General features: G+C 58.5%; 23 protein-coding genes. 11 read left to right on the forward strand and 12 right to left on the reverse strand.

Annotated features, from left to right (window positions below):
- Window positions 1–78: 78 nt before the first annotated feature.
- Window positions 79–1,290 (reverse strand): hypothetical protein, encoded by a 1,212-nt coding sequence (locus JNJ66_07580; protein MBL8160286.1) that lies wholly within the window; start codon window positions 1,288–1,290, stop codon window positions 79–81.
- Window positions 1,291–1,609: 319 nt separating this feature from the next.
- Between JNJ66_07580 and JNJ66_07585 the strand changes: the two genes are divergently transcribed.
- From JNJ66_07585 to JNJ66_07600, 4 genes are all read left to right on the forward strand, one after another.
- Window positions 1,610–1,990 carry a hypothetical protein gene (locus JNJ66_07585; protein MBL8160287.1) on the forward strand — a complete coding sequence of 127 codons (381 nt, stop codon included), beginning with the start codon at window positions 1,610–1,612 and terminating at the stop codon, window positions 1,988–1,990.
- A gap of 80 nt (window positions 1,991–2,070) precedes the next feature.
- Window positions 2,071–4,236: a PAS domain-containing protein gene (locus tag JNJ66_07590; protein MBL8160288.1), complete on the forward strand. Its 2,166-nt coding sequence runs from the start codon at window positions 2,071–2,073 to the stop codon at window positions 4,234–4,236.
- The gene (locus JNJ66_07595) at window positions 4,233–4,697 is read left to right on the forward strand and encodes a response regulator (GenBank protein ID MBL8160289.1); all 465 of its coding nucleotides are present in this window, start codon (window positions 4,233–4,235) and stop codon (window positions 4,695–4,697) included. Before JNJ66_07590 ends, JNJ66_07595 begins: the two co-directional genes overlap by 4 nt.
- Window positions 4,681–5,802, forward strand: a complete 1,122-nt coding sequence (locus tag JNJ66_07600) for a response regulator (GenBank protein ID MBL8160290.1) — start codon at window positions 4,681–4,683, stop codon at window positions 5,800–5,802. Before JNJ66_07595 ends, JNJ66_07600 begins: the two co-directional genes overlap by 17 nt.
- Window positions 5,803–5,805: 3 nt before the next feature.
- Here JNJ66_07600 and JNJ66_07605 read toward each other — a convergent pair whose 3' ends face one another.
- Genes JNJ66_07605 through JNJ66_07630 form a run of 6 tightly spaced genes read right to left on the reverse strand, consistent with a single transcriptional unit; the run spans window position 5,806 to window position 10,709 of the window.
- Window positions 5,806–6,663: a prenyltransferase gene (locus tag JNJ66_07605; protein MBL8160291.1), complete on the reverse strand. Its 858-nt coding sequence runs from the start codon at window positions 6,661–6,663 to the stop codon at window positions 5,806–5,808.
- Window positions 6,656–6,940 carry a lycopene cyclase domain-containing protein gene (locus tag JNJ66_07610; protein MBL8160292.1) on the reverse strand — a complete coding sequence of 95 codons (285 nt, stop codon included), beginning with the start codon at window positions 6,938–6,940 and terminating at the stop codon, window positions 6,656–6,658. The genes JNJ66_07605 and JNJ66_07610 overlap by 8 nt, the downstream gene beginning before the upstream one ends.
- Window positions 6,922–7,242: a lycopene cyclase domain-containing protein gene (locus JNJ66_07615; protein ID MBL8160293.1), complete on the reverse strand. Its 321-nt coding sequence runs from the start codon at window positions 7,240–7,242 to the stop codon at window positions 6,922–6,924. Before JNJ66_07615 ends, JNJ66_07610 begins: the two co-directional genes overlap by 19 nt.
- A gap of 12 nt (window positions 7,243–7,254) precedes the next feature.
- The gene (gene crtI, locus JNJ66_07620; GenBank protein ID MBL8160294.1) at window positions 7,255–8,796 is read right to left on the reverse strand and encodes a phytoene desaturase; all 1,542 of its coding nucleotides are present in this window, start codon (window positions 8,794–8,796) and stop codon (window positions 7,255–7,257) included.
- Window positions 8,793–9,620, reverse strand: a complete 828-nt coding sequence (locus JNJ66_07625) for a phytoene/squalene synthase family protein (protein MBL8160295.1) — start codon at window positions 9,618–9,620, stop codon at window positions 8,793–8,795. Before JNJ66_07625 ends, crtI begins: the two co-directional genes overlap by 4 nt.
- Window positions 9,621–10,709 (reverse strand): polyprenyl synthetase family protein, encoded by a 1,089-nt coding sequence (locus JNJ66_07630; protein MBL8160296.1) that lies wholly within the window; start codon window positions 10,707–10,709, stop codon window positions 9,621–9,623.
- A 147-nt stretch (window positions 10,710–10,856) separates the two neighbouring features.
- Here JNJ66_07630 and JNJ66_07635 point away from each other — a divergent pair, with 147 nt between their 5' ends.
- Together JNJ66_07635 and JNJ66_07640 are read left to right on the forward strand one after the other, a co-directional pair.
- The gene (locus JNJ66_07635; protein ID MBL8160297.1) at window positions 10,857–12,641 is read left to right on the forward strand and encodes a CHASE domain-containing protein; all 1,785 of its coding nucleotides are present in this window, start codon (window positions 10,857–10,859) and stop codon (window positions 12,639–12,641) included.
- A 68-nt stretch (window positions 12,642–12,709) separates the two neighbouring features.
- On the forward strand, window positions 12,710–13,102 hold the full coding sequence (locus JNJ66_07640) for a response regulator (protein ID MBL8160298.1): 393 nt from the start codon (window positions 12,710–12,712) through the stop codon (window positions 13,100–13,102).
- Window positions 13,103–13,184: 82 nt separating this feature from the next.
- Here JNJ66_07640 and JNJ66_07645 read toward each other — a convergent pair whose 3' ends face one another.
- A complete protein-coding gene (locus tag JNJ66_07645) occupies window positions 13,185–13,853 on the reverse strand; it encodes a Crp/Fnr family transcriptional regulator (protein ID MBL8160299.1) in 669 nt (222 codons plus the stop codon).
- A gap of 174 nt (window positions 13,854–14,027) precedes the next feature.
- Between JNJ66_07645 and JNJ66_07650 the strand changes: the two genes are divergently transcribed.
- The 4 genes from JNJ66_07650 (at window position 14,028) to JNJ66_07665 (ending at window position 17,243) form a co-directional block, all read left to right on the forward strand.
- A complete protein-coding gene (locus JNJ66_07650) occupies window positions 14,028–14,204 on the forward strand; it encodes a hypothetical protein (protein MBL8160300.1) in 177 nt (58 codons plus the stop codon).
- 266 nt (window positions 14,205–14,470) lie between these two features.
- Window positions 14,471–14,962, forward strand: a complete 492-nt coding sequence (locus JNJ66_07655; protein MBL8160301.1) for a hypothetical protein — start codon at window positions 14,471–14,473, stop codon at window positions 14,960–14,962.
- 225 nt (window positions 14,963–15,187) lie between these two features.
- Window positions 15,188–15,871 (forward strand): DUF11 domain-containing protein, encoded by a 684-nt coding sequence (locus JNJ66_07660; GenBank protein ID MBL8160302.1) that lies wholly within the window; start codon window positions 15,188–15,190, stop codon window positions 15,869–15,871.
- 430 nt (window positions 15,872–16,301) lie between these two features.
- Window positions 16,302–17,243: a beta-galactosidase gene (locus tag JNJ66_07665; protein ID MBL8160303.1), complete on the forward strand. Its 942-nt coding sequence runs from the start codon at window positions 16,302–16,304 to the stop codon at window positions 17,241–17,243.
- On the opposite strand, the gene JNJ66_07670 is transcribed toward JNJ66_07665, so the two are convergent.
- Together JNJ66_07670 and JNJ66_07675 are read right to left on the reverse strand one after the other, a co-directional pair.
- On the reverse strand, window positions 17,240–18,943 hold the full coding sequence (locus tag JNJ66_07670; GenBank protein MBL8160304.1) for an MFS transporter: 1,704 nt from the start codon (window positions 18,941–18,943) through the stop codon (window positions 17,240–17,242). The two genes, JNJ66_07665 and JNJ66_07670, sit on opposite strands and share 4 nt — an antisense overlap.
- Before the next feature lies 1 nt (window position 18,944).
- Entirely contained in the window at window positions 18,945–19,241 is a 297-nt protein-coding gene (locus JNJ66_07675; protein MBL8160305.1) for an AbrB/MazE/SpoVT family DNA-binding domain-containing protein, read from the reverse strand.
- A 270-nt stretch (window positions 19,242–19,511) separates the two neighbouring features.
- Between JNJ66_07675 and JNJ66_07680 the strand changes: the two genes are divergently transcribed.
- The gene (locus tag JNJ66_07680) at window positions 19,512–20,825 is read left to right on the forward strand and encodes a hypothetical protein (GenBank protein MBL8160306.1); all 1,314 of its coding nucleotides are present in this window, start codon (window positions 19,512–19,514) and stop codon (window positions 20,823–20,825) included.
- Between the two features lie 6 nt (window positions 20,826–20,831).
- On the opposite strand, the gene JNJ66_07685 is transcribed toward JNJ66_07680, so the two are convergent.
- Both JNJ66_07685 and JNJ66_07690 read right to left on the reverse strand, forming a co-directional pair.
- The gene (locus JNJ66_07685; GenBank protein ID MBL8160307.1) at window positions 20,832–22,595 is read right to left on the reverse strand and encodes a cation:proton antiporter; all 1,764 of its coding nucleotides are present in this window, start codon (window positions 22,593–22,595) and stop codon (window positions 20,832–20,834) included.
- A gap of 37 nt (window positions 22,596–22,632) precedes the next feature.
- A complete protein-coding gene (locus JNJ66_07690; GenBank protein ID MBL8160308.1) occupies window positions 22,633–23,193 on the reverse strand; it encodes a VIT1/CCC1 transporter family protein in 561 nt (186 codons plus the stop codon).
- Window positions 23,194–23,226: the final 33 nt, after the last annotated feature.

Below are 23,226 nucleotides of genomic sequence, written 5' to 3' on the forward strand. Positions count from 1 at the left end.
GGGCTTACACGGGAAAAGAGGGGTGGCGGACCCCTCTTTTCCTTGCTGCCTGGTACTGGCAATCGGTAGTGCTAGTGACTAGTTAGCCACGACGACGTTGGCGTCGTTGACCGCCTTGTTGACGGCGTCGCCGGTACCGCCAGCGCCCCACCCACCGAAGGTGTTGACGTCGCTGGACGAGTTGCCGCTTTGCGCCCACTGATCGTTCTGGTTGGAGAGATCGATCATGTTGGCGTTGGTCTCGCTGTAGTTGTTCTGGACATCAGTGGAGACGACGTTGTAGGAGCCGGGGCCGGTGATGCCGATAGAGCCGCCACTTCCACCGTAGCCGGTGTTGCCGGTCGCGTGGTAGTAACCGTTGCTATTGCTACTGTTGTCGACGACTACGTTGGCCGAGTTGTCGGCCTTGTTGGCCGTGTCGCCAGAGCCGCTACCGCCACTATTGCCATGACCGCCGAAGCCACCGATGGTGTTGAAGTCGCTGCTGGAGCTGCCGCTGGCTGCCGTCTGGCTGTTGCTGTTGTCGGCGCGGACGACATTGACGTTGGTCTTCTGGTAGTCGTTGCTGACAGAGTTACGGACGATGTTGGTCGAGAACGGACCGGTCAGGAAGATGCCGCCAGTCGATACGGCACCGTTGTTGTAAGCCCGGAAGCTGTTGCCGCCACTGCCATTGTTGACGAAGACATTGGCGTCGTTGCTGCCCTTGTTGACCGCATCACCGGTGCGGCCGCCACCGCCACCGATAGTGTTGAAGTCGCTGGATGAACTACCGCTGCGCGCCACCTGGTCATTGTTATTGTAAATGCCGATGGTGTTGAGGTTGTACAGGGAGTAGTTGTTGCTGACGCGGCTGTCAACCAGGTTGTACGAGGCAGGGCCGGTCAGGGCGATACCACCACGCTTGGAGCCGTAGCTGAGCAGATGAGGCAGATAGCCGTAGCCGCCCCAGCCGCCGCCGTAGTGCTTGCCGTGGTCTTTGTTGTAAACGTCCACATCAGCGTAGTTATTGGCATGGTTATAGGTATTGCCGCTGTGGCCGCCGTGACCGTAAGAGACTACCTTGCCATAGTCGTGGCCGTAGTTCTTGTCGTGGTCGTTGTGCTTCTCCTTGTCCTTGTGGTCATCCTTGTTCCACTGATAGTCGTGCTTCAGCATGCCGTGTTTCTTGCCAAGGTCTTTGTAGTCGGCTACCTTGTATGACTTCGAGTGATTATAATTCAGTCCCGAAGTAGCCGATACTGTCCCGACAGAGAGCAGCAGCGCGCTGCTGAACGCGGCGAGGCTCATCAGGCTTGTCTTCTTTAATAAATGTCTTCCCATAAGCACCTCCTCAGTTATTGCTAGCGTTGGTTTAAAAGTACATCCCCTCCTTTTTATTAATGACATTTTAAGCGTAGCAAGCCTGTGGGCAGGTTCTATGAAGATGCTTACAGTTATCTTGTAAGATATTTAACTTATGCTTATATCCGTAACTGTTACAAGCCCCTCTGTTATACAGAGGTAATGTACGTGTAGAAATCACCATGCTTTCAGCGTAAGAATGTTCACAACCATCGAATTGCGGTGCTGTTAAGTTTGTTATGTAGCAAACGGAGACGAAATATTTATGAAACAACTGATGATTCTGCTGACCCTGGTGATAACGGCTGCCATGCTGATAAGCGGCGTATTTTTCCCTGATAGCCCCTTGATGTGGCTGGGGAGTACCGCACCTGAGTATGCCGGTCTGCGCGGCGGCATCATCGCCATGCTGATAGTGCTGCTCTGCACCAAACCGCCCAGGGCGCTCTGGCTGCGCAGCCTGCTGCTGGCTGTAGCAGTGGCCTTGGCGGGTGCATCGTTGGTGCAGGCGATGAATTACCAACTGCAGCTGTTTGATGCCGCGCTGTTCATAGAGGTAGCTATCATCCTGGCCATCGAAGCCCTGGAGGGCCACCACCGGCCGGCCCGCAGCCTTGCCCGTAAAATCACGGTTGAATATCGCTAGGCGGATTTTCCTCGGCTCACAATAAATAGGAGTACAATATATAACGATACATTTACTAATACCGCAAGGGGTGCCGCCGCATGGCTGATATGTCGCTGCAAAATTATCAAGCTTTGTTCAAATCGTTATCGGGCCGCTACATTGTCTTTGCCAATGATGACCCGCTGTTCACGATTGTCGAAGAAAGCGAGACGCATGCCGAGGTGGCCATGGTCAAGCGTGAGGACGTCATCGGCCGGCCGCTCCTGGAAGCTTTTCCTGATACTTCTGACCGGTACCTGAAAACCGGCGTCAGCGATCTGGTTGAGTCGATCCGCCGCGTCGTCAGCACTGGCAAGCCGGACAGTATGCCCGACCTGCGCTACGACCTGAAGGACCAGCACGGCGTCATGAAGGCGAAGTACTGGGGCGTGACGCATTACCCGGTCTTCAGCGAGGCAGGGGAGCTGCTCTATGTCTTCCAGGCCACCGAGGACATCACCGATGCACGGCGCCTGGCCGAGGCCCAACGCCAACTGGACGAGGCCTTGAGTCTGGGCAAGATCGGTGCCTGGTCCTGGGACATCGCCAGCGACGTCGTGGTGGCCGACCGCAACCTGGCGGCCATGTTCGGTATCAGCCGGGACAAGGCTGCAGCTGGTTTGCCGATACCGGTCTTTTTGGAATCGATCCACAGGTCGGACCGCGGACGCGTCGGCAAATTGATACAGAAATCCATTAAGACGGGCGAGCCGTACGAGACCGAATACCGCACCATCAGCACTGACGGGTCGGTGCGCTGGGTGATCGCCCGCGGCAAGGTGGAGTATGATTACGACGGCAAGCCATCCAGCTTCCCCGGCTCGCTGGTAGACATTACCGAGCGCAAGCAGGCAGAGCAGAACCTGACTTTTCTGGCGCAGGCCAGCGTGGCCCTGTCTTCGAGCCTGGAATACCGCAAGACGCTTAACACCATTGCCAAGCTGCTGGTGCCGAACATCGCCGACTGGGCGACCGTCCATATGCTGAATGATAAGAACATGCTTGAGCAGGTAGCGGTCGCCCACGTCGATCCGTCCAAGGTAAAGTGGGCCAAGGAGCTGAACAAGCAGCGCGGGCCCATTCCGCTTGACGACCCGACGAACGGCACGGCGCTGGTGGTGCGTGAGTGTACGGCACAGATCTTCCCGGTCATCACCGACGCGATGATCGAGGCCAGTACGCCGGACGCCAAGGAGCGGGAACTGTTGCGCGGTCTCGGCCTTAGTTCGGCTATCACAGTGCCGATCATCGTCAATGGCAAGGCGACGGGCGCCGTTTCGCTGATTTCCGCCGAGCTGCGCCGCCACTACACTGATAGCGATTTTGAAATGGCCAAGGAGCTGGCCAGCCGTATCTCCTTCGCCATCGCCAATGCCCAGCTCTACAACGAGGCCCAGAAGGAGATTGAGCACCGGCGGCGGCTGGAGGAGCAGCTGCGCGAGATTAACAACACACTTGAAGCCCGGGTATTGGAACGTACCGAGCAGCTGAACCAGGCCAATGTCAGCCTGCGCCGCAGCAACGAGGAGCTGGAAAACTTCGCCTATGTCGCCTCGCACGACCTGCAGGAGCCGCTGCGCAAGATCCAGGCCTTCGGCGACCTGCTGGACGAGGAATATGCCGACAAGCTGGGCGAAGGCCGGGATTACCTGACCCGCATGAAAAAAGCGGCCGGCCGCATGAGCGTGCTGATTGAGGATCTGCTGGCTTTCTCACGCGTGACCACCAAGGCTAAGGATCCGGTGGAGGTCGACTTGAATACCGTGGTGAACGAGGTGGTGGACGACCTTCAGATCAGAGTGGAGCGCTGTGAGGGCGTGGTCGAGGTGGGCGACTTGCCGACCATCCTGGCCGATCCGCTGCAGATGCGCCAGCTGTTCCAAAACCTGATCGGCAACGCCTTGAAGTTCCACCGTGAAGACGTAGCGCCAGTGGTAAAGGTCAGTGCCGGCCTGGAACAGGACGGCGGGACGGGGCAGCAGATGATCCGGCTGGAGGTGGCGGATAACGGCATCGGCTTCGAAGAGAAGTATCTGGACCGTATCTTCTCGGTCTTCCAGCGCCTGCATGGCCGGGATGCTTACGAAGGGACGGGTATCGGCCTGGCGGTCTGCCGCAAGATTGTGGAGCGGCATGGGGGATGTATTACTGCCAGCAGCGTGCCCGGTGAAGGTTCGAAATTTACTATTATGTTACCATTGGAAAATAAGGAGTTAAGCATATGACAGGGAAAGCCGGTATTGTGATTTTGATGGCCGACGACGATGACGATGATTTCTTGTTGACCCAGAAAGCTTTGAAGCAGAGCAAGCTGCTCAATACCCTGTGCCGCGTCAAGGACGGCGAGGAACTGCTTGACTACCTGCTGGAGCGCGGCAAGTATGAAGGGGGTAGCCCCTGCGGACGCCCCGGGGTCATTCTGCTCGACCTGAACATGCCGCGCAAAGACGGCCGTGAAGCGCTGAAAGAGATTAAATCCAACCCTGACCTGCAGGATATACCTGTGGTTGTATTTACAACATCAAAAGCTGAAGAAGACATTTACCGGACGTATAAGCTCGGTGTCAATTCGTTCATCACCAAACCGGTGACGTTCGATAACCTTATCCAGGTGATGCAGACGCTCGGCAAGTATTGGTTCGAGATTGTCGAGTTGCCTGGACGCGCTCATGAGCCAAGCAAGTAAGGAAGTACTCGATATCCTGCTGGTGGACGATGATGAGGAGGACTACCTCATCATCAAAAGCATGCTCAAAAAAGTGCCGCACAGCCCGTTCGTGCTGCACTGGGTGTCGACGGCCGAGGATGCCCAGGCGGAGATCCGGGCCAAGCGGCACGACGCATACCTGATTGATTATCGCCTGGGCGGCCTGAACGGCCTGGAGCTGCTAAGTCCTTTCAATCTGACCCGCCGCGAAGAACCGTTCATCATACTGACCGGGGCGGGGGATGATGCGATCGAGCGCCGGGCGATGCGTATCGGCGTGGCGGATTACCTGGTGAAGGGCTCTTTTGACGCCGAACTGCTGGGCAGGGTGCTGCGCTATTCCATCCAGCGTAAGCAGACTGAGACTGAACGTATCCGCGAACTGCTTGAGATAAACCGTTCCAAGGAGGAATTCATCGCGCTTACCTCGCACCAGTTGCGGACGCCGGCCACGGCGGTCAAGCAGTACCTAGGTATGGTGCTGCAGGGGTTCGTCGGGCCGCTGGAAGACCAGCAGCGCAACTTTTTGGAGAAGGCATATGAGAGTAACGAGCGGCAGATAAAGACGGTCAACGATATCCTCAAGGTGTCGCGGCTCGATCTGAAAAAGATTGAGTTTAAGAAACAACCGCTCAAGTTCAGCGTACTGATCCGTAATATATTGAACGATCTGCATAGCGTCATTGAGGACCGCAATCAGAAGATCGAGGTAGAGCTGCCTGAGGCCGAGCCGGAAGTCAGCGTCGATTCCGAGCACATGGAAATGGCCATCGGCAACATCATCGATAATGCCAGCAAATATTCCTACGATAAAAAGACTATCAAGATCACTGTCGAGGACCTTGAGCGCGAGCGTGTGGTGCGGGTGACGATTGCCGACCAGGGCGTAGGCATCGCCGAGAAGGATCTGGATAAACTGTTTAAGAAATTTTCGCGTATCGCCAATCCGTTATCAGTGGCGGTCGGCGGCAACGGGCTGGGGCTCTACTGGTCCAAGGAAATCATCGAACTGCATGGCGGCCGCCTGGATGTGCTCTCCAAGATAGGCGAGGGGACGCGCTTCGTCGTGACGATGCCCAAGTAGGCACTAGCGCAGCAGGCTGTACAGCAGCGCCATGGTCACCACGAATCCGACGCCGTAATTCAGCCAGATAAAGCGGCGCCAGCCGGCGTTAGCCAGTCCGGACGTCTTGTCGGTGATGGCCAGGTAGGGCGCTACGTTGGCGGCGTATGCCAGGCCTGCAACACCGACGACAAGTGGCACTATCCCCTGCGACGCCACCAGGGCGGCGCTGAGCAGGTACAGGCCAAAGGCCAGCCGGACGGTCCGGCGCGCGCCGATGACGGTGGCGATAGAGGCGATATCACTACGGCGGTCGGGAATGACGTCCTGGACGGCCCCGAAAGCATGGCTGGCCATGCCCCACAAGAAAAAGGCGATGACGTACGGCCAGACTGCCGTGCCAAAACCAGTCAGCGACAGGGCGAACAACAGCGGGCCGACAAAATGCAGGCTGGACGTGATGGAATCCAGGAACGGCCGCTCCTTGAAGCGCAGGCCGGCGATGCTATAGGCCACCACCATGAAGACAACCAGCGCCAACACCAAGGCCGAGCGGGCAGTGCCCAGCCAGAGCAGTGCCGCAAGAAACGGCACGTTCAGCAGCAGGGCGGCCCGCAGGATGACGGGGTGGGACTGCTTGGCGGCCACTGCCCCTTCCAATCCGCCTTTGCGGTCGTTCTTGATGTCGGATTCATAATCGAAGACGTCATTGACACCGTACATCAGCAGGTTGTAGGGAATCAGGAAGTAGAGCGTCCCGATGATTAACAGGGCGTCTACCCTGCCCCCGCTGGCTAAGTAGCCGGCCGCAAAAGGGTAGGCGGTATTGACCCACGAGATGGGCCGCGAAATGACGAACAGCTGCTTAATGGTGTCAGACATGACTCTTCCCTATTCTGTGCCATAAGGCTGGCACTATGATGACGGCCAGGATGGCATACATGAAATCTTCTATTGGAGCGAGGCCGATGTTCACGCCCAAAATCTTACCGGGGTCATAGGCGACGATGCCGGCCCATATGATCAACGAATCGAATATGGCGGTCATGACCAGGATGATGATCAGGGTCTCGAGCTGCGGCCGGCCATGGCGATGCGGACGCAGCAGCAATAACACAAGCGCCATGAATAGCAGGTTGGCTATGAGGTACGTCGCCATCGCCGCTCCGCCATGAGGTATAGCAATAAGGTGACATAATTCAGCAGGAACAGGAAGAACAGTTCTTCCAACGGGAACTCAGGCAGGATGGTGAAGGGCAGGTCGTACGGTGAATCACCATGGAAGAAGATGCCGGCGACGATACCAAGTGCGTCCCAGGCGATGAAGATGAGCATGGCGATGCCGATGACTTTGATAGTGCGGTGGCTGTCAGCAAAGAAGGCCAGACGGAAGCGCCAGTCGGCCAAGGCAAGGCCGCCCAGGGAAAAGAGCAGGCTGCCAAGATAGTAGAACTGTTCCATGGTCCTTACCGCCTATGCCCCTTCCCTGCCAACCTGACGGATGGCGTCGACGGGACCGCCACGGTGGTCGCCAGCCAGGCGCTTGTAGATAAGCTCGGCGCCGATCAGGCACATTGGCAGGCCGACGCCGGGTGTCGTACCGGCACCCACATAGTACAGGTTCGACAGTTTGCGGCTGCGGTTAGGCGTGCGGAACATGGCGCTTTGGCGCAACAGGTGCGAAGGGCCGAGGGCGGTGGATTGCCAGGCATGGAAGACGCGGCTGAAGTCGCCCGGGCCGAAGACTGATTGGTACGTGATGCGCTCCATCAGGTCGGGAATCCCGGTCATGTTGGCAATCTGTCGCAGATACGTGGTAACCAGCTGGTGCTGCTCCTTGTCCGAAGGGATGCGGCCGGGCGGCAAGGGAACTAGCACAAAGACGTTCTCATGGCCCTTGGGCGCGACGGTCTTGTCGGTGGCGCTTGGCTTGCAGAGATAGATGGAGGCCGGGTCGGGGAAGGTGCGGTCGCGGTAAATGGCCTCAAAGTTCTGCCGCCAGGCATCGACAAATAGCAGATTGTGGTGGCTGAGCTGGGGCAGCTTACCTTTGATTCCCAGGTAGAGCAGCAAAGCCGAGGGGCCGGCTTCACGGTTTTGCCAGTACTTTTCGGGGTAGCTTTGAGCGGAGCGGTCGAGCAGGCGGGTCTCGGTGTGATGCAGGTCGGCGTTGCTGATGATGATGTCGGCCGCCGTTTGGCTGCCATCGGCGAAGGTGATGCCCCCTGCCCTGTTGCCCGTGTGGGTGATGGCGGTCGCCTCTTTGCCGTAGTGCAGACGAGCGCCGGCTTTTTGGGCAAGTGCGGTGATACTACGGATAATTTCGTACAGACCGCCCTCGGGATAGTAGACGCCCTCCCGGAAATCCAAGGCGCTCATCAGGCTGTAGATGGCCGGGGCGCTGAAGGGTGAGGTGCCCAAAAAGACCATCGGGTATTCCAGTATCTGGCGCAGGCGGCGGTCCTGGACGAAACCGCCGACGTGGCGGTCAATCGACGTGCCAGCCATCCGGGCCATGGCCGGTCCGTGGCGCAGCACTTCCCTGTTCATCACATCACGCGGGGTGGAGAAGTTGCTGTACAGGAAATGTTTGAGGGCAAGCCGGTAGGTCTGCTCGCCTTGGTCCACATAGCGCCGCAGGGCCTCGCCGGCTCCGGCCTCGATGGCCTCAAAGGTAGCTTCGTCGCGGGCCTGGTCGGTGGTGATGGTGACGGGCTGTTCGTGCTCAAAGAAGACAGTGTAGGCGGGAGAAAGCTTGCGCAGGCGCAGATGGTGGCTGATATCCTCGCCCATCAGTTCGTAGAAATGCTCAAAGACCCCGGGCATCAGGTACCATGACGGACCGGTATCAAAACGGAAGCCATTAGCCTCCAGCAGGCCGGCGCGGCCCCCGGGCGTCTTTCCCTGCTCGTATATATCAACCGAGAAGCCGGCTTTGGCCAACAGGGCAGCGGTGGCCAACCCGCCGATGCCGGCACCGATGATGGCTACGGAACGGACCTCGCCGCGCGTCATCGCCGCGGCTCCTTCAGTAGCGCCTGGGCCATCAAGGCGAGTTTGCGGCCCGGCTTGACGCGCAGGCGGGACTGCTTGATGACCTCGATCGGCGTACTATCAAGTTTGTGCAATAGCTCCAGATAGTACGTGGCGCTCAGCCCGACGGCGCGGCGGACAGTGCGGGGCAGGCGGCGCAGGGCCGGCACAGCTTCGGCAAAATCCTGGCGGATATCGTCGATGACGGCCAGCTTAGCCTCTTCGTCAAAGGTGGCCAGCGTATAGCCCGGGAAATAAAAACGGCCCAGGTCCTGGCTGTCGGCGGCCAGATCGCGCAGGAAATTAACCTTTTGAAAGGCAGCGCCAAGGCGGGCGGCACCGGGAGCCAGCTCGGCATACTGCTCCTTGTCGCCGCCGACGAATACCTTCAGGCACATCAGCCCGACGACTTCGGCCGATCCATGGATGTACTGCCGGTACAGCTTGTGGTCGTAGTGCTGTGGCGTCAGATCCATGCGCATGCTGGCAAAGAACGGTTTGATGAGGTCGCGGCCGATGCCGTATTCACGCGCCGTCAGCGCGAAGGCGTGGACGATGGGGTTGGTGCTGTAGCCGGACTTCAGAGCGGCGTACGTCTGCGTTTCCAGCTCGGTCAGCAGCCCGGGTGCATCGTCGCCCATGTAGGTATCGACCACTTCGTCAGCGATGCGCACCAGCCCGTAGACGTTGAAGATATGGCCGCGCATGCCGGCATCAAACAGGCGGCTGCTCAGGCCGAACGAGGTTGAATAGCGCAACATGGTGAGGCGGGCGATATCCTGTGACACCCGATCGTAAAGTTCCATCTAGTAGCTCCTCCGGGTACATCTGACAATCAGTTCTTCCAGCGGCGGCCGGATGGCTTCATCCATGGCGATGCCGCGCAGAATTTCTGCAGCCTGGCGGCCATGGTCGTCGGCAGCGGCTTCGGTCCGGGCGCGGGCGCCGCTGCGCTCCATGATGGTGCGTACCTGCCGAGCCTCCTCTTCGGTCAGATCCTGCTTGCCGTAGAGGGCATCGAACTGTTGCCGGTCTGCGGCCGGGCAGAGCTGGCGGGTCTGTGCCGCCAGGTAGGTGTGTTTGCCTTCGCGGATATCACCGACGGTTGACTTGCCGGTGTCGGCCTCGTTACCAAAGACGCCCAGCAGGTCGTCGGTCAATTGGAACGCGATACCCAGCAGCAGTCCGAACTGCCGCAGTTGCATGACGGCGGTCTCGTCGGCTCCGGCCAGGCGGGCGCCGACGGTCAATGGCGAGACGAATGAATAGCTGGCGGTCTTGTAGCGGTATATAGTCATGGGATCAGGGGCGCTATCATGCAGGAAAGAAGCTTCGGTATCGATCAGTTCACCGCCGGCCACGTTGAAGACGGCCTCGCCGAGCAGCCGCTGTGCCAGCAGGCGCTGCGCCTCGCTCACCTTGGCCTCGCCGGCCAGCAGATAGGCGCTGGAGAGGGCCAGGTCGCCCGCCAGGATGGCGGCACTATCGGCGTAATGCCGGCGGTTGGCCTCATCGGGCACAAAGGCAGCGTAGCGACTGAGATAGCTGCCGGAAACGTTCGGCCGGCCGTGGCGTATGTCGTCCCGGTCGATGACGTCGTCGTGTATCAACATAGAGATGTGGAGCAGTTCAAGGCTGGCGGCAATCGGGATGATGGGCCGCACCGTTCCCGGGTTGAACGCCTGGAAGGCCAGCAGCATCAGATATGGCCGCATGCGCTTGCCGCCATCAAAGCTGACTTTCTCCAGCGTCTGCCATAACGCCTGATAGGCCGGATCGATCTGTGCCGCCTGGGCGATGTGACAGTCAAAGAAAGCCTGGAGGGTGCTCGCGACCGCAGCCTGAGTCTCCGGCAGGCCAATGGGCTGAGTTCTTGCTTGTGTAGAAATGGCCATTAATGTCTTGTTAGTATAGCAGAAATGCCGCCAACCGGTGCGTGAAAAATGCTACGCAACAGGGGAGGATGGTTTGACGCTTGCAAGCGTTACTCCTATAGTGAGGGGAATGACCGGACACTATCAGAATCGCTGGAATCGCAATCAATGTTACAGGGCATACTGAACCGTTTTAAGCATTGGCTGACGATGCGGCCCGGCGGTCAGCCTGATCAGGATTCCTGGTTCCAGCTGCTGCCGATTCCGTCACTACTGATGCTTTCGGTATTGGGCTTGACCGCAGTCGCCGCCATCACCTCGCAGACCAGCCTGAACGGGGCGCGCCAGCAGACCATCCAGCAGCGGGTCAAAGACGACAGCGCCGAAGTGGCCAACCGTCTTTCTACCTACGCCCAGCTGCTGTACGGCGGTATCGGCCGCATCAATTCGGCGCCGGTCGATGCTAATGGCTGGGGCAGCTTCGTTGCCAACTACAACCTGCACAACAATCTGCCGGCCATCTATGCCTTCGGCACGACGCGCAATCTGCCGCGTGAAGCAATCCCGGCGTTCGAAGCCGCTATGTCACAGGAGCATGGCCGTCCGATCCATGTTTATCCCGCCAGCGACCGGCCGCGCGTCAACCCGACCGAATACATCGAGCCGCGGACCGAGCTGGCTATGCAGGGCGTCGGCTTTGACGGCTACAATTTCCCAGCCCGCCAGCACGCCATCGACCAGTCGACGCGTGAGGGGGCGGTCATCCTCAGCGAGCGGCTCGAACTTTTGGCCGACCCCGCATCACTCAGGCCTGACTCCCGTGCCGCCTTCATCATGTATGCCCCGGTCTACGACACCCCGGCCATCCCGGCCACGCCCGAGGAACGGCAAGCCACCATCAGCCGCCATGTCTTTCTGGCCTTCTTCTCGCAGCGGTTCTTCGACCAGGTGCTGAAGGATAATGAATATGAGCATTTCCAACTGCGGATATATGACGGCACGGTCAATGACGCACACCTGGTATATACCTCCCCGGGCAGTGGCGGCGGCACGAAACTGACACACCATGAGACGCTGTTCGGCCGGACCTTTACCTATGTCTACTCGTACGATGAGACCAGCCTCGTCTCCCGCACCGAATCATACGCACCGCTGGTTATCGGTCTGGGCGGCACGATCATATCAGCAGTCCTGTTCCTGCTGACCCTCTTCTCGCTGCGCGCCCGCCAGCACCGGGTGCTGCTCGAAAAAGAGCGGGGTATCAAGATGGCCCAGGACGAGCTGCTATCGCTGGCCTCGCACCAGCTCCGCACGCCGGCGACCGGCGTCAAGCAGTACTTGGGCATGGTGCTGCAGGGCTTCGCCGGCAAGATATCGCCCCAGCAGAAGAAGATGCTGGCCCGGGCGTACGACAGTAACGAGCGCCAGCTGCATGTCATCAACGACATCCTCTACCTGGCCAAGATCGAGTCGGGCCGCATCGTCCTGGCCAAGACGGAGTTCGATATGGTCCCGATGCTGCGCGGCGTCATTGACGAGCAACAATCCACCGCCAAACAGGGCGACGTCACCGTCAAATACCGCGGCCTGCGCAAGGCGCCCATCTGCGCCGATGAGCACATGCTGCGGATGGTCTTTGAAAACCTGCTCAACAACGCCATCAAATACACCAACCCCGGCGGCACCGTCACCATCACTACTGCGCGCGGCAAGGACGGCGAATATCGCATCGCCTTTACTGACACCGGCGTCGGCATCGACGGCAGTATGCACGGCCAGCTATTCAGGCAGTTCTCGCGCATTCCCAACGAGCGCAGCCAGCAGGTAACCGGCACCGGTGTCGGGCTATACCTTGCAAAACACCTGACAGTACTGCATGATGGTAGTATTGCGTTGGATTCGAAAGTCGGCCAAGGCTCGACTTTTACAGTCCAAGTTCCACGGAACAAATAATTCACGCGTGAGCTATCTGTAAGATATCTCATAGTTACTATCAAGCCTATACGGTACTATCGACGATGATGAAGAAGACTCCCCCCAAAACCATCCTTATAGTTGAAGACGAAACTGTCCTTTCCGAAGCATACTACACGCTCCTCGACCAAGCCGGTTACGACGTGAAAGTCGCCAGCAACGGCCAGGACGCCTTGGATAAGACCGAAGCGTACGAGCCGGACCTTATTCTGCTTGACCTGCGCATGCCCGTGATGACCGGCATCGATTTTTTGCGCGAATACCAGCTGCTCAACAAGCACCCCGACGTCAAAGTCATCGTCTTCAGCAATTACGATATGCAGGCCGAAATCGACGAGGCCTACAAACTTGGTGCCGACCGCTACATTCTCAAGGCCTGGGCTTCGCCAAAAGAAATCCTCGACCTGGTCGGCTCGACACTCGAAACCGAAAAAGTGTAACCACGGTAGCACCTGTGTCTAAAAAACCGGCCTGGTGCCGGTTTTTCCATGCCGGGCATCCGCTGCCCGGCGCGCCTGTTGGCTACCGTTTCAGCCCCAAATCCAAGAAGCTCTCGCTCCCCAGGAACTGCTCCAGCGGCTGCCGGTAAATGGTGAAGTTGGAGTTTTCGTAGCTGACGATGTCCTTCTTGCGCAGCTTGGTCAGCTCCACGTTGGTCGTCTCACGAGTCAGGCCCACCAGGTTGCCCAAGGTGGTGTGCGTCAGCTTGAAGTCGATGGTGAACTCGCCTGGCTTACCCTCTTTGCCGAAGCGGAACATCAGGTAGTAGAGCATCATGGCAATCTTTTCGGTGGCACGGGACTGCTCCAGGGCGTTGATTTGCAACAGCAGGGCAGTGTAGTTGCTGATGAAGCTGTCAAACAGGTAGTTGTGGATCTTGGGGTCGCGCTCGGCGATTTCCATGAAGCGCGAGCGCTCGATGGTCAGGATCTTAGCGTCTTCCAGGGCCTCATAGTAAAAGAGGGCGCTCGAGGTCTTGCCAAAGACCCAGGTGGCCGGGAAGACGTCGCCGGCGACGTGGAAGTTAATAATCTGTTCGTTGCCGAACTTATCAAGCCGGTAGACTTTGACGACACCTTCAAGCAGGACGTACGCTTGGCGCGGTACCTCACCTTGGTAAATCAGGATGGCACTCTTTTTAATCAGCCGCTGGGTTGAAATCGGAAGTAGTTGGTCGAGGTAATCTATCATAGTCAGTACTTTAATTGTAACACTCCGTATTGTATAAACATTTTAATTATTGTTTTGTGAAATAATTTACACGACGTAAAGAGGTGGCACCGTATTATAGTGATAACGCTTACGGAACACCAAACGGCGTTAACAATATAGAGGGATACGACAATTAAAGTACTGGAGGGGAAGATGTATCAACCTAGCCAAGAACAAATTGATGAAAAAATCCATTCGTTTCTGCAAGGTAAAAGCCGTGACCGGCTCGGTGACAAGGTAGCAAAATGGATTCTGAAGCCACGCGGCTTCCGCGCCAGCGACGCCGACGAACTCATGAGCTATGAGCATCTGCCTTGGGTACGCAACTAACTAACGAATAGGGAATTAAACAGGAAGAGTATATGTCACGAACGAAGCATGCACGGATCTTAGTAAGCGGTATGAAACTGCGTAAGAAGTACGAACGCAAGCGCATGACATCTGATGAAATTTTGCTTGAAGCGTATTAAGCCTAGCTGCGAAAAGGCTTAATGGGTGCCGGTAGCCTACAATAGGGTGCCGGCGCTTTGTTTTTGCCTTATTTTTAGGCCAAGAACTTTACAAAGAACATAAGCATCATGCATACTAGTGGCAATATGACAAAGCAAAATCAAAAATCTCCTGCGAAAAAACCAACCACAAAAGTAACCAAGGCCAGCCGCGCCCCGGCCAAGGCCAGCCGCGCTGCGTCCGAGGCGCAGATAGCCGTATCGCGCAAGCAACGGGCCATCACGCTGTTCGCCATCGTGGTGATTGCCGGCCTGGCTATCCTTGGCCTGTCGCTGTACTTTGGCACCACTCAGATGGGCTCGGCAAGCACGCCGGCACCGCAGAAGGCCATCGTCACGGTGTCGGGCAGCCTGGAGTGCCTGCCAAAGAAGGACAAGACCGGTCCGCAGACCCAGGAATGTGTCTATGGCATCAAGGTGAATAATGGCTACTACGGTCTGCGCAACGCCGCCTCGCCAGAGAGTTACGGCGATGGCAAGGGCTTGGTGGTGACTGGCACGCTGATGACGCCGGCCGAAGGTGACACGCATGATGTCATCGGCTATATCGTTGTCTCATCCGTCAATAAGTCGTACTAAGGTATACTTGGCGCTTTTGAACCGGGCTTCGGCCCGGTTTTTTAGTGGGCAAAAGCGCTCTGGCCGCTAAGCATAACCCTATAGACAAAACTGTAAATAATGATATAGCTATTGACTTTTGCTTGCATTTTTGCTATAATTATATTATCACAGTGAGTGAGAGTTACCCGCTACTACCCCTGTCATTTGATGGGGCGCGGACTGTGCTTAAGCAAAGGAGTCACAATGAACCGTATCACTACTACTTTCGGCGTCGGTATTACCAGCCTTGCGCTTGCCTTCAGCATCGCAGCCCCTGTCCAGGCCTGGCATCCTAAGGGCGGCATCGTCAAAGAAGTGCAGAATGTTACTGCCGGCGGCCAGATCGTCGATGCGAACGACGCAGCCCAAGCTGTCAGCGCCAAGCCTGGCGACACGCTCAAATATGTCATTACCGTCTACAATGACGGCGAAGAAAACGCCCAGGGCCACAACGACATGGTCGGCACGACGATCTTCGACCAGTTGCCTGCCGGTGTTGAGCTGATCGGCGACAGCACCCAGCGCAGCGTCAGCTACGACCTGGGCCGCATCAAGCCGGGCGAGCGCACCAGCCGTGAGTTCACTGTCAAGGTAGTATCCAGCCGTGATGGCGACCTGATCGACAACAAAGCCTGCTTTACCGGCGACAGCGAAGTCAATGATGCCCCGCAGCGCGGCTGCGACAACGCTACCGTCAAGGTAAGTGTCCCGCCGGTACCCGTTACGCCTGTGACTCCGGTCACTCCAGTCACCCCAGCCAAGCCCGCCGCTCCGGCCACTCCGCAGACGCTGCCTTCCACCGGTCCTGAATCGACCGTCCTGGGCGCCCTGGCTAGCAGCCTGGCCGCTTACGGTGCCGTCATTGCCGGCCGCCGCCTGCGCAAGTAAGATCAACACCATGCCAAAAGACCACCTTCTATATGAGGGTGGTCTTTTTTGAGTGATGATTTTTACAGAGGTGGTGCGGCAGTTTTATAATGATTTAAGCACAAGCTTATTGACAAATTAACAAACTTATGTATAATAGTAAATGTTTTGATGATCAGAAAAACAAAACCATACCAACCGTAAACATACCATAACACCAACAAAGAAAAGGAAACACACCCCATGTCACGCAACAAACGCCGCGAACTTGAATACGAGTTTACCAGTGCCAAAAGCTCACACTTTCGGCGCATCGACCGGTTGATCCGCTCGCTGTAAGCCATGTACCTTGCTATAGAAAAAGACCCTGAGAGGGGTCTTTTTCATAGTTATTTCATGTACAGTCGGTATACTTGATGAAAATCACCTAATGACAGGGAAGGAAAGAGCCATGCCCCGACGCCGCCACCTGCTTGCGCCCACGCCATACCTGGGCGGCAGCTTTTCTGTGAAGTATTGCCGCGAGCTTACGGTGGAGCCCAAAGCCTGCCTGCGCGCCATACTGGGCGACCTGGGCGTGCGCCGTCTCCGCCTGATGAGCTACTGGAACGAGCATGAGAAGCAGCCCGGCAGCTATGATTTTGCCGAGCTGGATTGGCAGATGGATATGGCGGCAGAGTACGGTGCACGGGTCAGCCTCTGTCTGGGCAAACGGCAGCCGCGATGGCCGGAGTGCCATATGCCGGACTGGGCGCACAAGCTGGATAAAGCGGAGTGGTATGAGCACCTTTACGCCTTTATACGGACGGTGGTAGAGCGCTACCGTGACCATCCGGCACTGGAGAGCTGGCAGCTGGAAAATGAGGCGCTGTTGCGCTCGTTCGGGCATTGCCCGGACAAAGACTTCAGCCACGCCCGGCTGCGCAAGGAGCTGGCCACCGTCAAAAGGCTTGATCCCATGCACCCGGTCATCATGACGCTCAGTGATAACTGGGGCTTTCCGTGGCGGCGTCCGTGGCCGGATATCTTCGGTTTTTCGGTGTATACGATGGTCATGAATAAGCGCCGCCAGTACGAGGCGACGAAGTTTGCCTGGTGGTGGCACCGTTTCCGCGCCAACGTCATCAGGCTGGTGACCCGCCGCCCGGTCATCCTGCATGAACTGCAGGCAGAGCCGTGGGGTGACCGGCCGATTCCGCGGATGACGCCGGAGCAGCAGGCGATTTCGATGAATCCTGAGCGGCTCGGGTATAATGTCGGCTTTGCCTGCAGAATTGATAAGGCCCCAGTCTATCTGTGGGGCCTTGAGTGGTGGTACCTCCGTCGTTCGCAGGGGGATGAGGGGATGTGGAGTGCTGCCCGGCGCGTGTATCGGACTGTGCGTCAGGGCTAATGACCCGGCGCCACCTCAGTCGTCCCGCGGTCGCGCAGCGGAATCTCCTTGAGGAAGAAGCTTAGCGCCAGGGCCAGCGCCACCAGCACGGCCGCCCAGACGAAGACTTTCTGCAGACTGGCGGCAAAGGCTTCGCGCACTTTATGGGAGAAGTCCTTTTGCTGCTGCAATGCTTTGTCGATGGCGGCGGGCTTGGCGGCGGCGGGCAGCGCTGACTGCTCGATGCCACTGCGGATGCCGGCCTCAATCTTCTTCTGTACATCCGGTGAGTTCAGCTGCAGGGCAGTATCGGCCGTGACGGTGCCGCCGGCGCCGAGCATGCTGGCGGCCTGCGGGTTTTGCTTGAGGCTGGTGACGAAGGCGTCGCGGTTGATATCGCCCAGGCTGGCGGCCACGCCGGCGGTCAGCAGGCCACCCAGCAGGGCGGTGCCGACGGTCGAGCCCAGGCTGCGCGAGAGCTGCACTGATGAAGTCGCCACGCCGATGTCCTTCTGCTGCGCCTCATTCTGCACTATCAGGTTGAAGGTGGGCATGCTGGCGCCGATGCCGATGCCGGCCAGTACCATGCGCCAGGCGACATCAAAGAAGGTGCTGTCGGCGGTCAGGGTGGCGAAGGAAATCATACCAAAGAGCAAGAGTACGATGCCGCCGATCAACAGCGGCTTGTAACGCACGCCGCTGCTCATCAGGCGGCCGGTGATGGCGCTGGTGCCGGCCAGGGCGAAGATCATCGGCATCAGCATCAGGCCGGAGTCGGTGGCGGAGGCGCCCAGGACCTGTTGCAGGTACTGGGTGAGGTAGATGATGGCGCCCATGAAGGCGGCACCGAACAGCAGCACGATAGGCATAGTCAGGCTGAAGACCGGCAGCCGAAAGAGGTGGAGCGGCAAAATAGGTGAAGCGGCCCGCCGCTCGGCCATCAGGAAGAGGACGGTAAAGATGGCGGCGATGACACCGAAGATGACGCGCAGGGCGGTACCGGTCAGGCCGGTGGCGTCCAGGAAGCTGCCAAAGATGTTGTCGGCGTTCTCGCAGGCAAAGATCAGGGCGGTCAGGGCTATAGTGAGCAGGCCGGCGCCGAGGAAGTCGATCTTGTGCTTTGTCTCGTGTTTGAAATTGGGGCAGGTGACGGCGATCAGAGCAAAGACGGCCAAGCCGATAGGGACGTTGATAAGGAAGGTCCAGCGCCAGTCGGTAGTCAGGCCGAAGACGACGTGGTTATCAGTCAGGAAGCCGCCCAGCAGCGGGCCGACCACGGAGGACAGGCCGAAGACCGCACCAAAGACACCCTGCCACTTGCCACGCTCCTTGGGCGTGAACAGGTCGCCGATGATGCTGAAGGCGCTGCTGAACAGGATACCGCCACCGACGCCCTGCAGGGCGCGGGCGGCGATCAAGGCTTCGACGTTGCCGGCGATGCCGCCCAGGAACGAGGCAAGCGTAAAGACAGCCACGCCGGCCAGCAGCAGGTTGCGGCGGCCGTACATGTCTGAAAGCTTGCCGCTGATGGGGACGGTGATAGTGCTGGTGACCAGGTAGGCGGTGACGATCCAGCTGAGCGATTCAAAGCTGTTGAACTCCTCGACGATGCGGCCCAGGGCGGTGCCGATGATGGTCTGGTCGAGTGCCGCCAGGAACAGGCCGCTCATGACGGCGATTAGGACGGTGATTTTCTGGCGGTGGGGAATGGCTTGTAGCATATCAGTCGTGGTCCTCGGGCATATCATCGCTGCCGGGAGTGTTGTCACTGGCGCGGGCGTCATCGATGACTGCTTTGGTGCGGGTGATCTGGCTGGTCAGCTCGGCCACGAACTGCTCGGCGCTCTCCAAGGGGCTGAGGCAGATCATCCCGTAACCATTGGGGGTCTGCTTGCCAAAGACGATCAGCTTATCGCCCGGTTTGATATTCATCTGCTCGCGGGCATCGGCCGGAATGACGACCTGGCCCTTGGCGCCGACCGTGGCGACGCCGTAGAGGGAGCTGGAGTGGGGTTGCATGGCTACTCCTTTGATTTTATGACTAGTACGACTTACAAGTATAACTTGTCATACATAGTGTGTCTATATGTAAAAGTGGCACTAGCGCTAGTGTACGCTACAGCTAGTGTGCTTTTTACTATATACACCCCACCCATAGCGTTATATACTGCTAATACTTAACAAAATAACGCTAGAGCATACCGGAAGCATGTGAAAGTCATGCGCTGTGCCGCAACGGTCAAAGTCCGACACGGTGTGCCTCGCCCAAGCGATTCCCGAGCAGGAAGTATGAAGACAGACACCGCCGAGCGGCCGCTGCGCCCCGCAGCCATGCGCCGCCGCCACGAACAACTTGATTATGAGAACTATCTCCGCTTTGAGGAGATGACTGATATTTCCGAGCGGCTCAGCCTGCCGGTGGAAACGACGATCGATTTTAAACTGGACGAGGACGGCTACGTCTATTCGTCACTGGGCGACCGGTTTGTGACGGTGATTGAGAATGGCTACAAGGCGGCCCAGGCCGAAGCCGCCATCCACCCCGAGAACGCCTTCCAAGCCGAGCGCGCCCGCTTGGAAACGGAGGAGATGCTGATGGTGGAGCAGTTGGCGCGCGGTGAACTGGACGGCAATGGCCTGATGGTAGTCTCGCCGCTGCCCGATGCGGTACGCGACGGCTCGACCAGCCTTGGCGGCTATAACCGCGAGCGTATGCGGGCCATGGTACGTCTGTACCACGTGGAGGGCACGACGGTGCACAGCACCACCATCTCGCTTGACCAATCTGATTACGAGGGATTGCAGGCGGTGGCGGCGGCCTTTGGCGGCCGGATCCCCGACGGGCAGACGTCTGAGCAGGTACTGGCCCAGCGTTTTGTATTCACGGCAACGCCGGAGGAGGCAGAGTGGCTGCCCGGCCTGGTACGTGAAAGCTATGATGCCGTACTGACCAAGCGTCTTGGTGGCCAATGGTTCGCCGGTAGCCGTTTTGCCAATAAGTCAGATGCCCTTAGTTATGTACAAGGTCATACGGACCTTGGCGACCAGCACATGCAGGCCATCAGCCGGGTCATGGCAACGGTGCGGGACGTGTCGCAGCGCAACCGGCAGCTGGAAGGCCTGCGGCAGCGGCTGGCGGCGGCGATTGATGCCCGGCTGCACGGCAAGACGGTGACGTCGCTGCAGGACGAGGCGGTGGCCGAGCAGCAGGCCAGCGGCGACTATAGCGGTGACTGCCCGACACCGAATGAATCATCTGCTCAACAGGCCGAGGCCATGGGCATGCACAGTGATAGCCTGAAATGCGTGAAATGCCCGCTGCCAGGCTGTGGCAAGACGGTTGACGCCAAGCGGACGGCCCACGGCGGCATCTACTGCCCGGCTTGCCAGCGGGAAGCACGGGGTGGCAAGATTATCGACCATAAGGAAGGTGGCGGCAGCGGCGAGCAGGCCTTGGGCGGCCAGGTCATATCGCTACTGGCAATACTGGAGGAAATGCGGGCTGAAGGCCGGGCCAAGGCCGAACGGCGGGAAGCGGAACGGCTGCGCCGTCGCCGGGCGTATCAGAGGGACAAGGCAGAGGCGGCCAGGCAGGCAGCGTAACGGCGGTTACTTATCTTTGGAGATGGCCGCCCGGCCGATGGAAAGCAGATGCTTTTCGCGGTAGCGGTCAAACTGGTTCTTGCTCATGCCGTTGCGCTTGATGAAGCTGCTGATGCGCTCCGAACCGATATAGTGCGGAATCATGACATAGGTGGCGCCAAGGCGGTAGAGCTCGGCGGCGTCATTGTAATTTTCGGCCGTGCAGATGAAGACAGCTTCTTTGTTGTGGCTGAGCAGGCGCTTGATCAGCCACTGGTTGGTGGCATGGTCGGAGATGGTGCTGACGGCCAGCTTGATCTTGGGCAGGTTCAGCTCGTCCAGCAGTTCGGTGTCGGTGGCGTCGCCGTAAAGCACGGTGTGGCGCTGGCGCTCCAGGGTTTCGATGACCTCGGGGTTGTAATCAACGATGACGTAGCGCTTGTGCATGCTCTGGAAAGCCTTGAGGAACTCGTGACCGCCTTTCTTGTACCCGAATAGCACCAGGGGGTACGTATTGGGCCGGTGGGCGTGCTCCTTGATGACGCGCCGCTCAAACAGCTGCAGGTTGCCTTGCAGCTTGGCGTATAGCAGGCTGTCGTACTGCAGCAGGTAGGCCGAGGCGCCGATGGTGATAACGGCCACCAGTGTGATGACGGCAGCGACATCATTGCCGACGATGCCGGCATTAGCCCCCAGCACCACCAGGATGATAGAGAACTCACTGATCTGCGACAGCGGTACGGCCGCTTTGAAGCTGGTGCGCCGGGTGTAGCCCATCAGGCCGAGGGCGGCCATGACCAGCACCGGCTTGAAGATGAGGACGGCGGCCGAGAGGATCAGGGCCGGGCCGAGCGCCCCCAGCAGGTTGTGCAGCTCCAGCCGCTCGCCTAATACGACGAAGAACAGCACGATGAAGAAATCACGCAGGGGCTTCAGGCGGGCGCCGATTTCCTGGGTGTACGGCAGCGACGACAGGGCGATACCGGCGAACAGGGCGCCGATTTCGATGGAGAAGCCGGCCAGCTGGAAGATAGTCGCCACGCCGAAGCCCCAGGCGATGGCGCTCAGGAACAGCAGCTCCTGCGACTTGGCGATGTGGTGGGCGACGCGCGGCAGCAGTTTGCTGCTGGCGAGCCACAGGAGCAGTGCCAGCAGTATGCCCTTGGTGGTGAGGTTGAAGATAGCCAGGGTGTCGGTGCTGATCAGGAAGTTATGGATTTCCCGCTCGGTATCCTGGAGGGCCGGGATGCTGGCCAGCGGCGCCAGCAATGTGGTGCCGCTATCGCCGGAGTTGACAAACAGAAGGGCGAAGGTGGCCAGGATATCTTCGATCAGCAGGACACCGATGGCGATCTGTGCGTAGAGGCGGCTGCTTTCTTTGCGGTCGTTGAAAACTTTGACGATGATGATGGTCGATGAGAAGGTCAGGGCGGTGGCTATCAGCAGTGAGGCGGGGAGCGTGAAGCCCATGGCCAGACAGATGACCAGCCCCACCAGGGCCATGCCGCCGATGGTAGCCGCCGCCGTCAGCACCACGGTGCGGCCCAGTGTCTTAATAACGCTCAGGCGCAACTCGAGGCCGATGATGAACAGCAGCAGGGCGATGCCGATTTCGCTGAAGCTTTCGAAGGCCGGGCCGTTCTCTATCAGATGCAGCACCGACGGGCCGGCCAGGATGCCGGTGAGGATGTAGCCGACGAGCAGGGGCTGCTTCAACCAGCGCATAATCAAACTGATGGCTGTCGCCAGCGCGATGACCAGACTTAGTTCGGCGAAGACGTTGCCGTGCATGTTTGTGTTTTACCCCTCCCGTGTCATCCCCAGTATATCACAGGGCGTTCAGGAGATAGCCGGCACCGGCACCGCCGCCGATGATCAGCAGGCCAAGCAGGGCCAGCTCGATGCCGTCGTGCAGAGGCTTTCGCGTGTGCAATAAGTAGCCTTTCCACATGCCGGCTGCGAACAGCACAATGCAGGTCAGGGCGCAGTTCCAAATGACAGCCTCGAGGTGGTGGGGGAAGATGGCGAGCGGAATCAGCGTCAGGCCGCAGATGAGGAAGTAGGCGGCGAACTCGATGGCCGCCGGAATGAAATAGGCCTGGAAGCGGTGCTGTTTGACATGTCCGTCCAGCTCATCCTCGTAGTGCTCGCTGGTGTATTTGAGCGCCGCGGCATTGAAGCCGTTCAGCAGGATGCTGATGGCGGCGGTGATGACCAGGGTGCGCAGATTGGTGATGCTGGCAAAACTCAAGCCGGCGATGACGCCCGATCCGACAGCAAAGCCGCCCTCGACGCCTTCGAGCACCGAAAGGAAACGCTGTGCGCCAAAAGGCAAGGCTACCTGACGGCGGCGCTGGCGCATCACCAGGCGGAGTTTAGGGCTATTCATTGATGATTTTCTCGTTTTGTCTAGCGCTTATGT

The sequence above is a fragment of the Candidatus Saccharibacteria bacterium genome (assembly GCA_016789455.1).
In the GTDB taxonomy this organism is placed as follows: Bacteria; Patescibacteriota; Saccharimonadia; order Saccharimonadales; family Saccharimonadaceae; genus CAIJKY01.

Coding starts and splice junctions, on each gene's coding strand:
- JNJ66_07680 (MBL8160306.1), top strand. CDS start 19,512: ATGAAGACAGACACCGCCGAGCGGCCGCTGCGCCCCGCAGCCATGCGC.
- JNJ66_07650 (MBL8160300.1), top strand. CDS start 14,028: ATGTATCAACCTAGCCAAGAACAAATTGATGAAAAAATCCATTCGTTT.
- JNJ66_07610 (MBL8160292.1), bottom strand. CDS start 6,940: ATGGCGACGTACCTCATAGCCAACCTGCTATTCATGGCGCTTGTGTTA.
- JNJ66_07675 (MBL8160305.1), bottom strand. CDS start 19,241: ATGCAACCCCACTCCAGCTCCCTCTACGGCGTCGCCACGGTCGGCGCC.
- JNJ66_07630 (MBL8160296.1), bottom strand. CDS start 10,709: ATGGCCATTTCTACACAAGCAAGAACTCAGCCCATTGGCCTGCCGGAG.
- JNJ66_07690 (MBL8160308.1), bottom strand. CDS start 23,193: ATGAATAGCCCTAAACTCCGCCTGGTGATGCGCCAGCGCCGCCGTCAG.
- JNJ66_07670 (MBL8160304.1), bottom strand. CDS start 18,943: ATGCTACAAGCCATTCCCCACCGCCAGAAAATCACCGTCCTAATCGCC.
- JNJ66_07640 (MBL8160298.1), top strand. CDS start 12,710: ATGAAGAAGACTCCCCCCAAAACCATCCTTATAGTTGAAGACGAAACT.
- JNJ66_07585 (MBL8160287.1), top strand. CDS start 1,610: ATGAAACAACTGATGATTCTGCTGACCCTGGTGATAACGGCTGCCATG.
- crtI (MBL8160294.1), bottom strand. CDS start 8,796: ATGACGCGCGGCGAGGTCCGTTCCGTAGCCATCATCGGTGCCGGCATC.
- JNJ66_07590 (MBL8160288.1), top strand. CDS start 2,071: ATGGCTGATATGTCGCTGCAAAATTATCAAGCTTTGTTCAAATCGTTA.
- JNJ66_07645 (MBL8160299.1), bottom strand. CDS start 13,853: ATGATAGATTACCTCGACCAACTACTTCCGATTTCAACCCAGCGGCTG.
- JNJ66_07625 (MBL8160295.1), bottom strand. CDS start 9,620: ATGGAACTTTACGATCGGGTGTCACAGGATATCGCCCGCCTCACCATG.
- JNJ66_07600 (MBL8160290.1), top strand. CDS start 4,681: ATGAGCCAAGCAAGTAAGGAAGTACTCGATATCCTGCTGGTGGACGAT.
- JNJ66_07595 (MBL8160289.1), top strand. CDS start 4,233: ATGACAGGGAAAGCCGGTATTGTGATTTTGATGGCCGACGACGATGAC.
- JNJ66_07665 (MBL8160303.1), top strand. CDS start 16,302: ATGCCCCGACGCCGCCACCTGCTTGCGCCCACGCCATACCTGGGCGGC.
- JNJ66_07685 (MBL8160307.1), bottom strand. CDS start 22,595: ATGCACGGCAACGTCTTCGCCGAACTAAGTCTGGTCATCGCGCTGGCG.
- JNJ66_07605 (MBL8160291.1), bottom strand. CDS start 6,663: ATGTCTGACACCATTAAGCAGCTGTTCGTCATTTCGCGGCCCATCTCG.
- JNJ66_07660 (MBL8160302.1), top strand. CDS start 15,188: ATGAACCGTATCACTACTACTTTCGGCGTCGGTATTACCAGCCTTGCG.
- JNJ66_07635 (MBL8160297.1), top strand. CDS start 10,857: ATGTTACAGGGCATACTGAACCGTTTTAAGCATTGGCTGACGATGCGG.
- JNJ66_07655 (MBL8160301.1), top strand. CDS start 14,471: ATGACAAAGCAAAATCAAAAATCTCCTGCGAAAAAACCAACCACAAAA.
- JNJ66_07615 (MBL8160293.1), bottom strand. CDS start 7,242: ATGGAACAGTTCTACTATCTTGGCAGCCTGCTCTTTTCCCTGGGCGGC.
- JNJ66_07580 (MBL8160286.1), bottom strand. CDS start 1,290: ATGAGCCTCGCCGCGTTCAGCAGCGCGCTGCTGCTCTCTGTCGGGACA.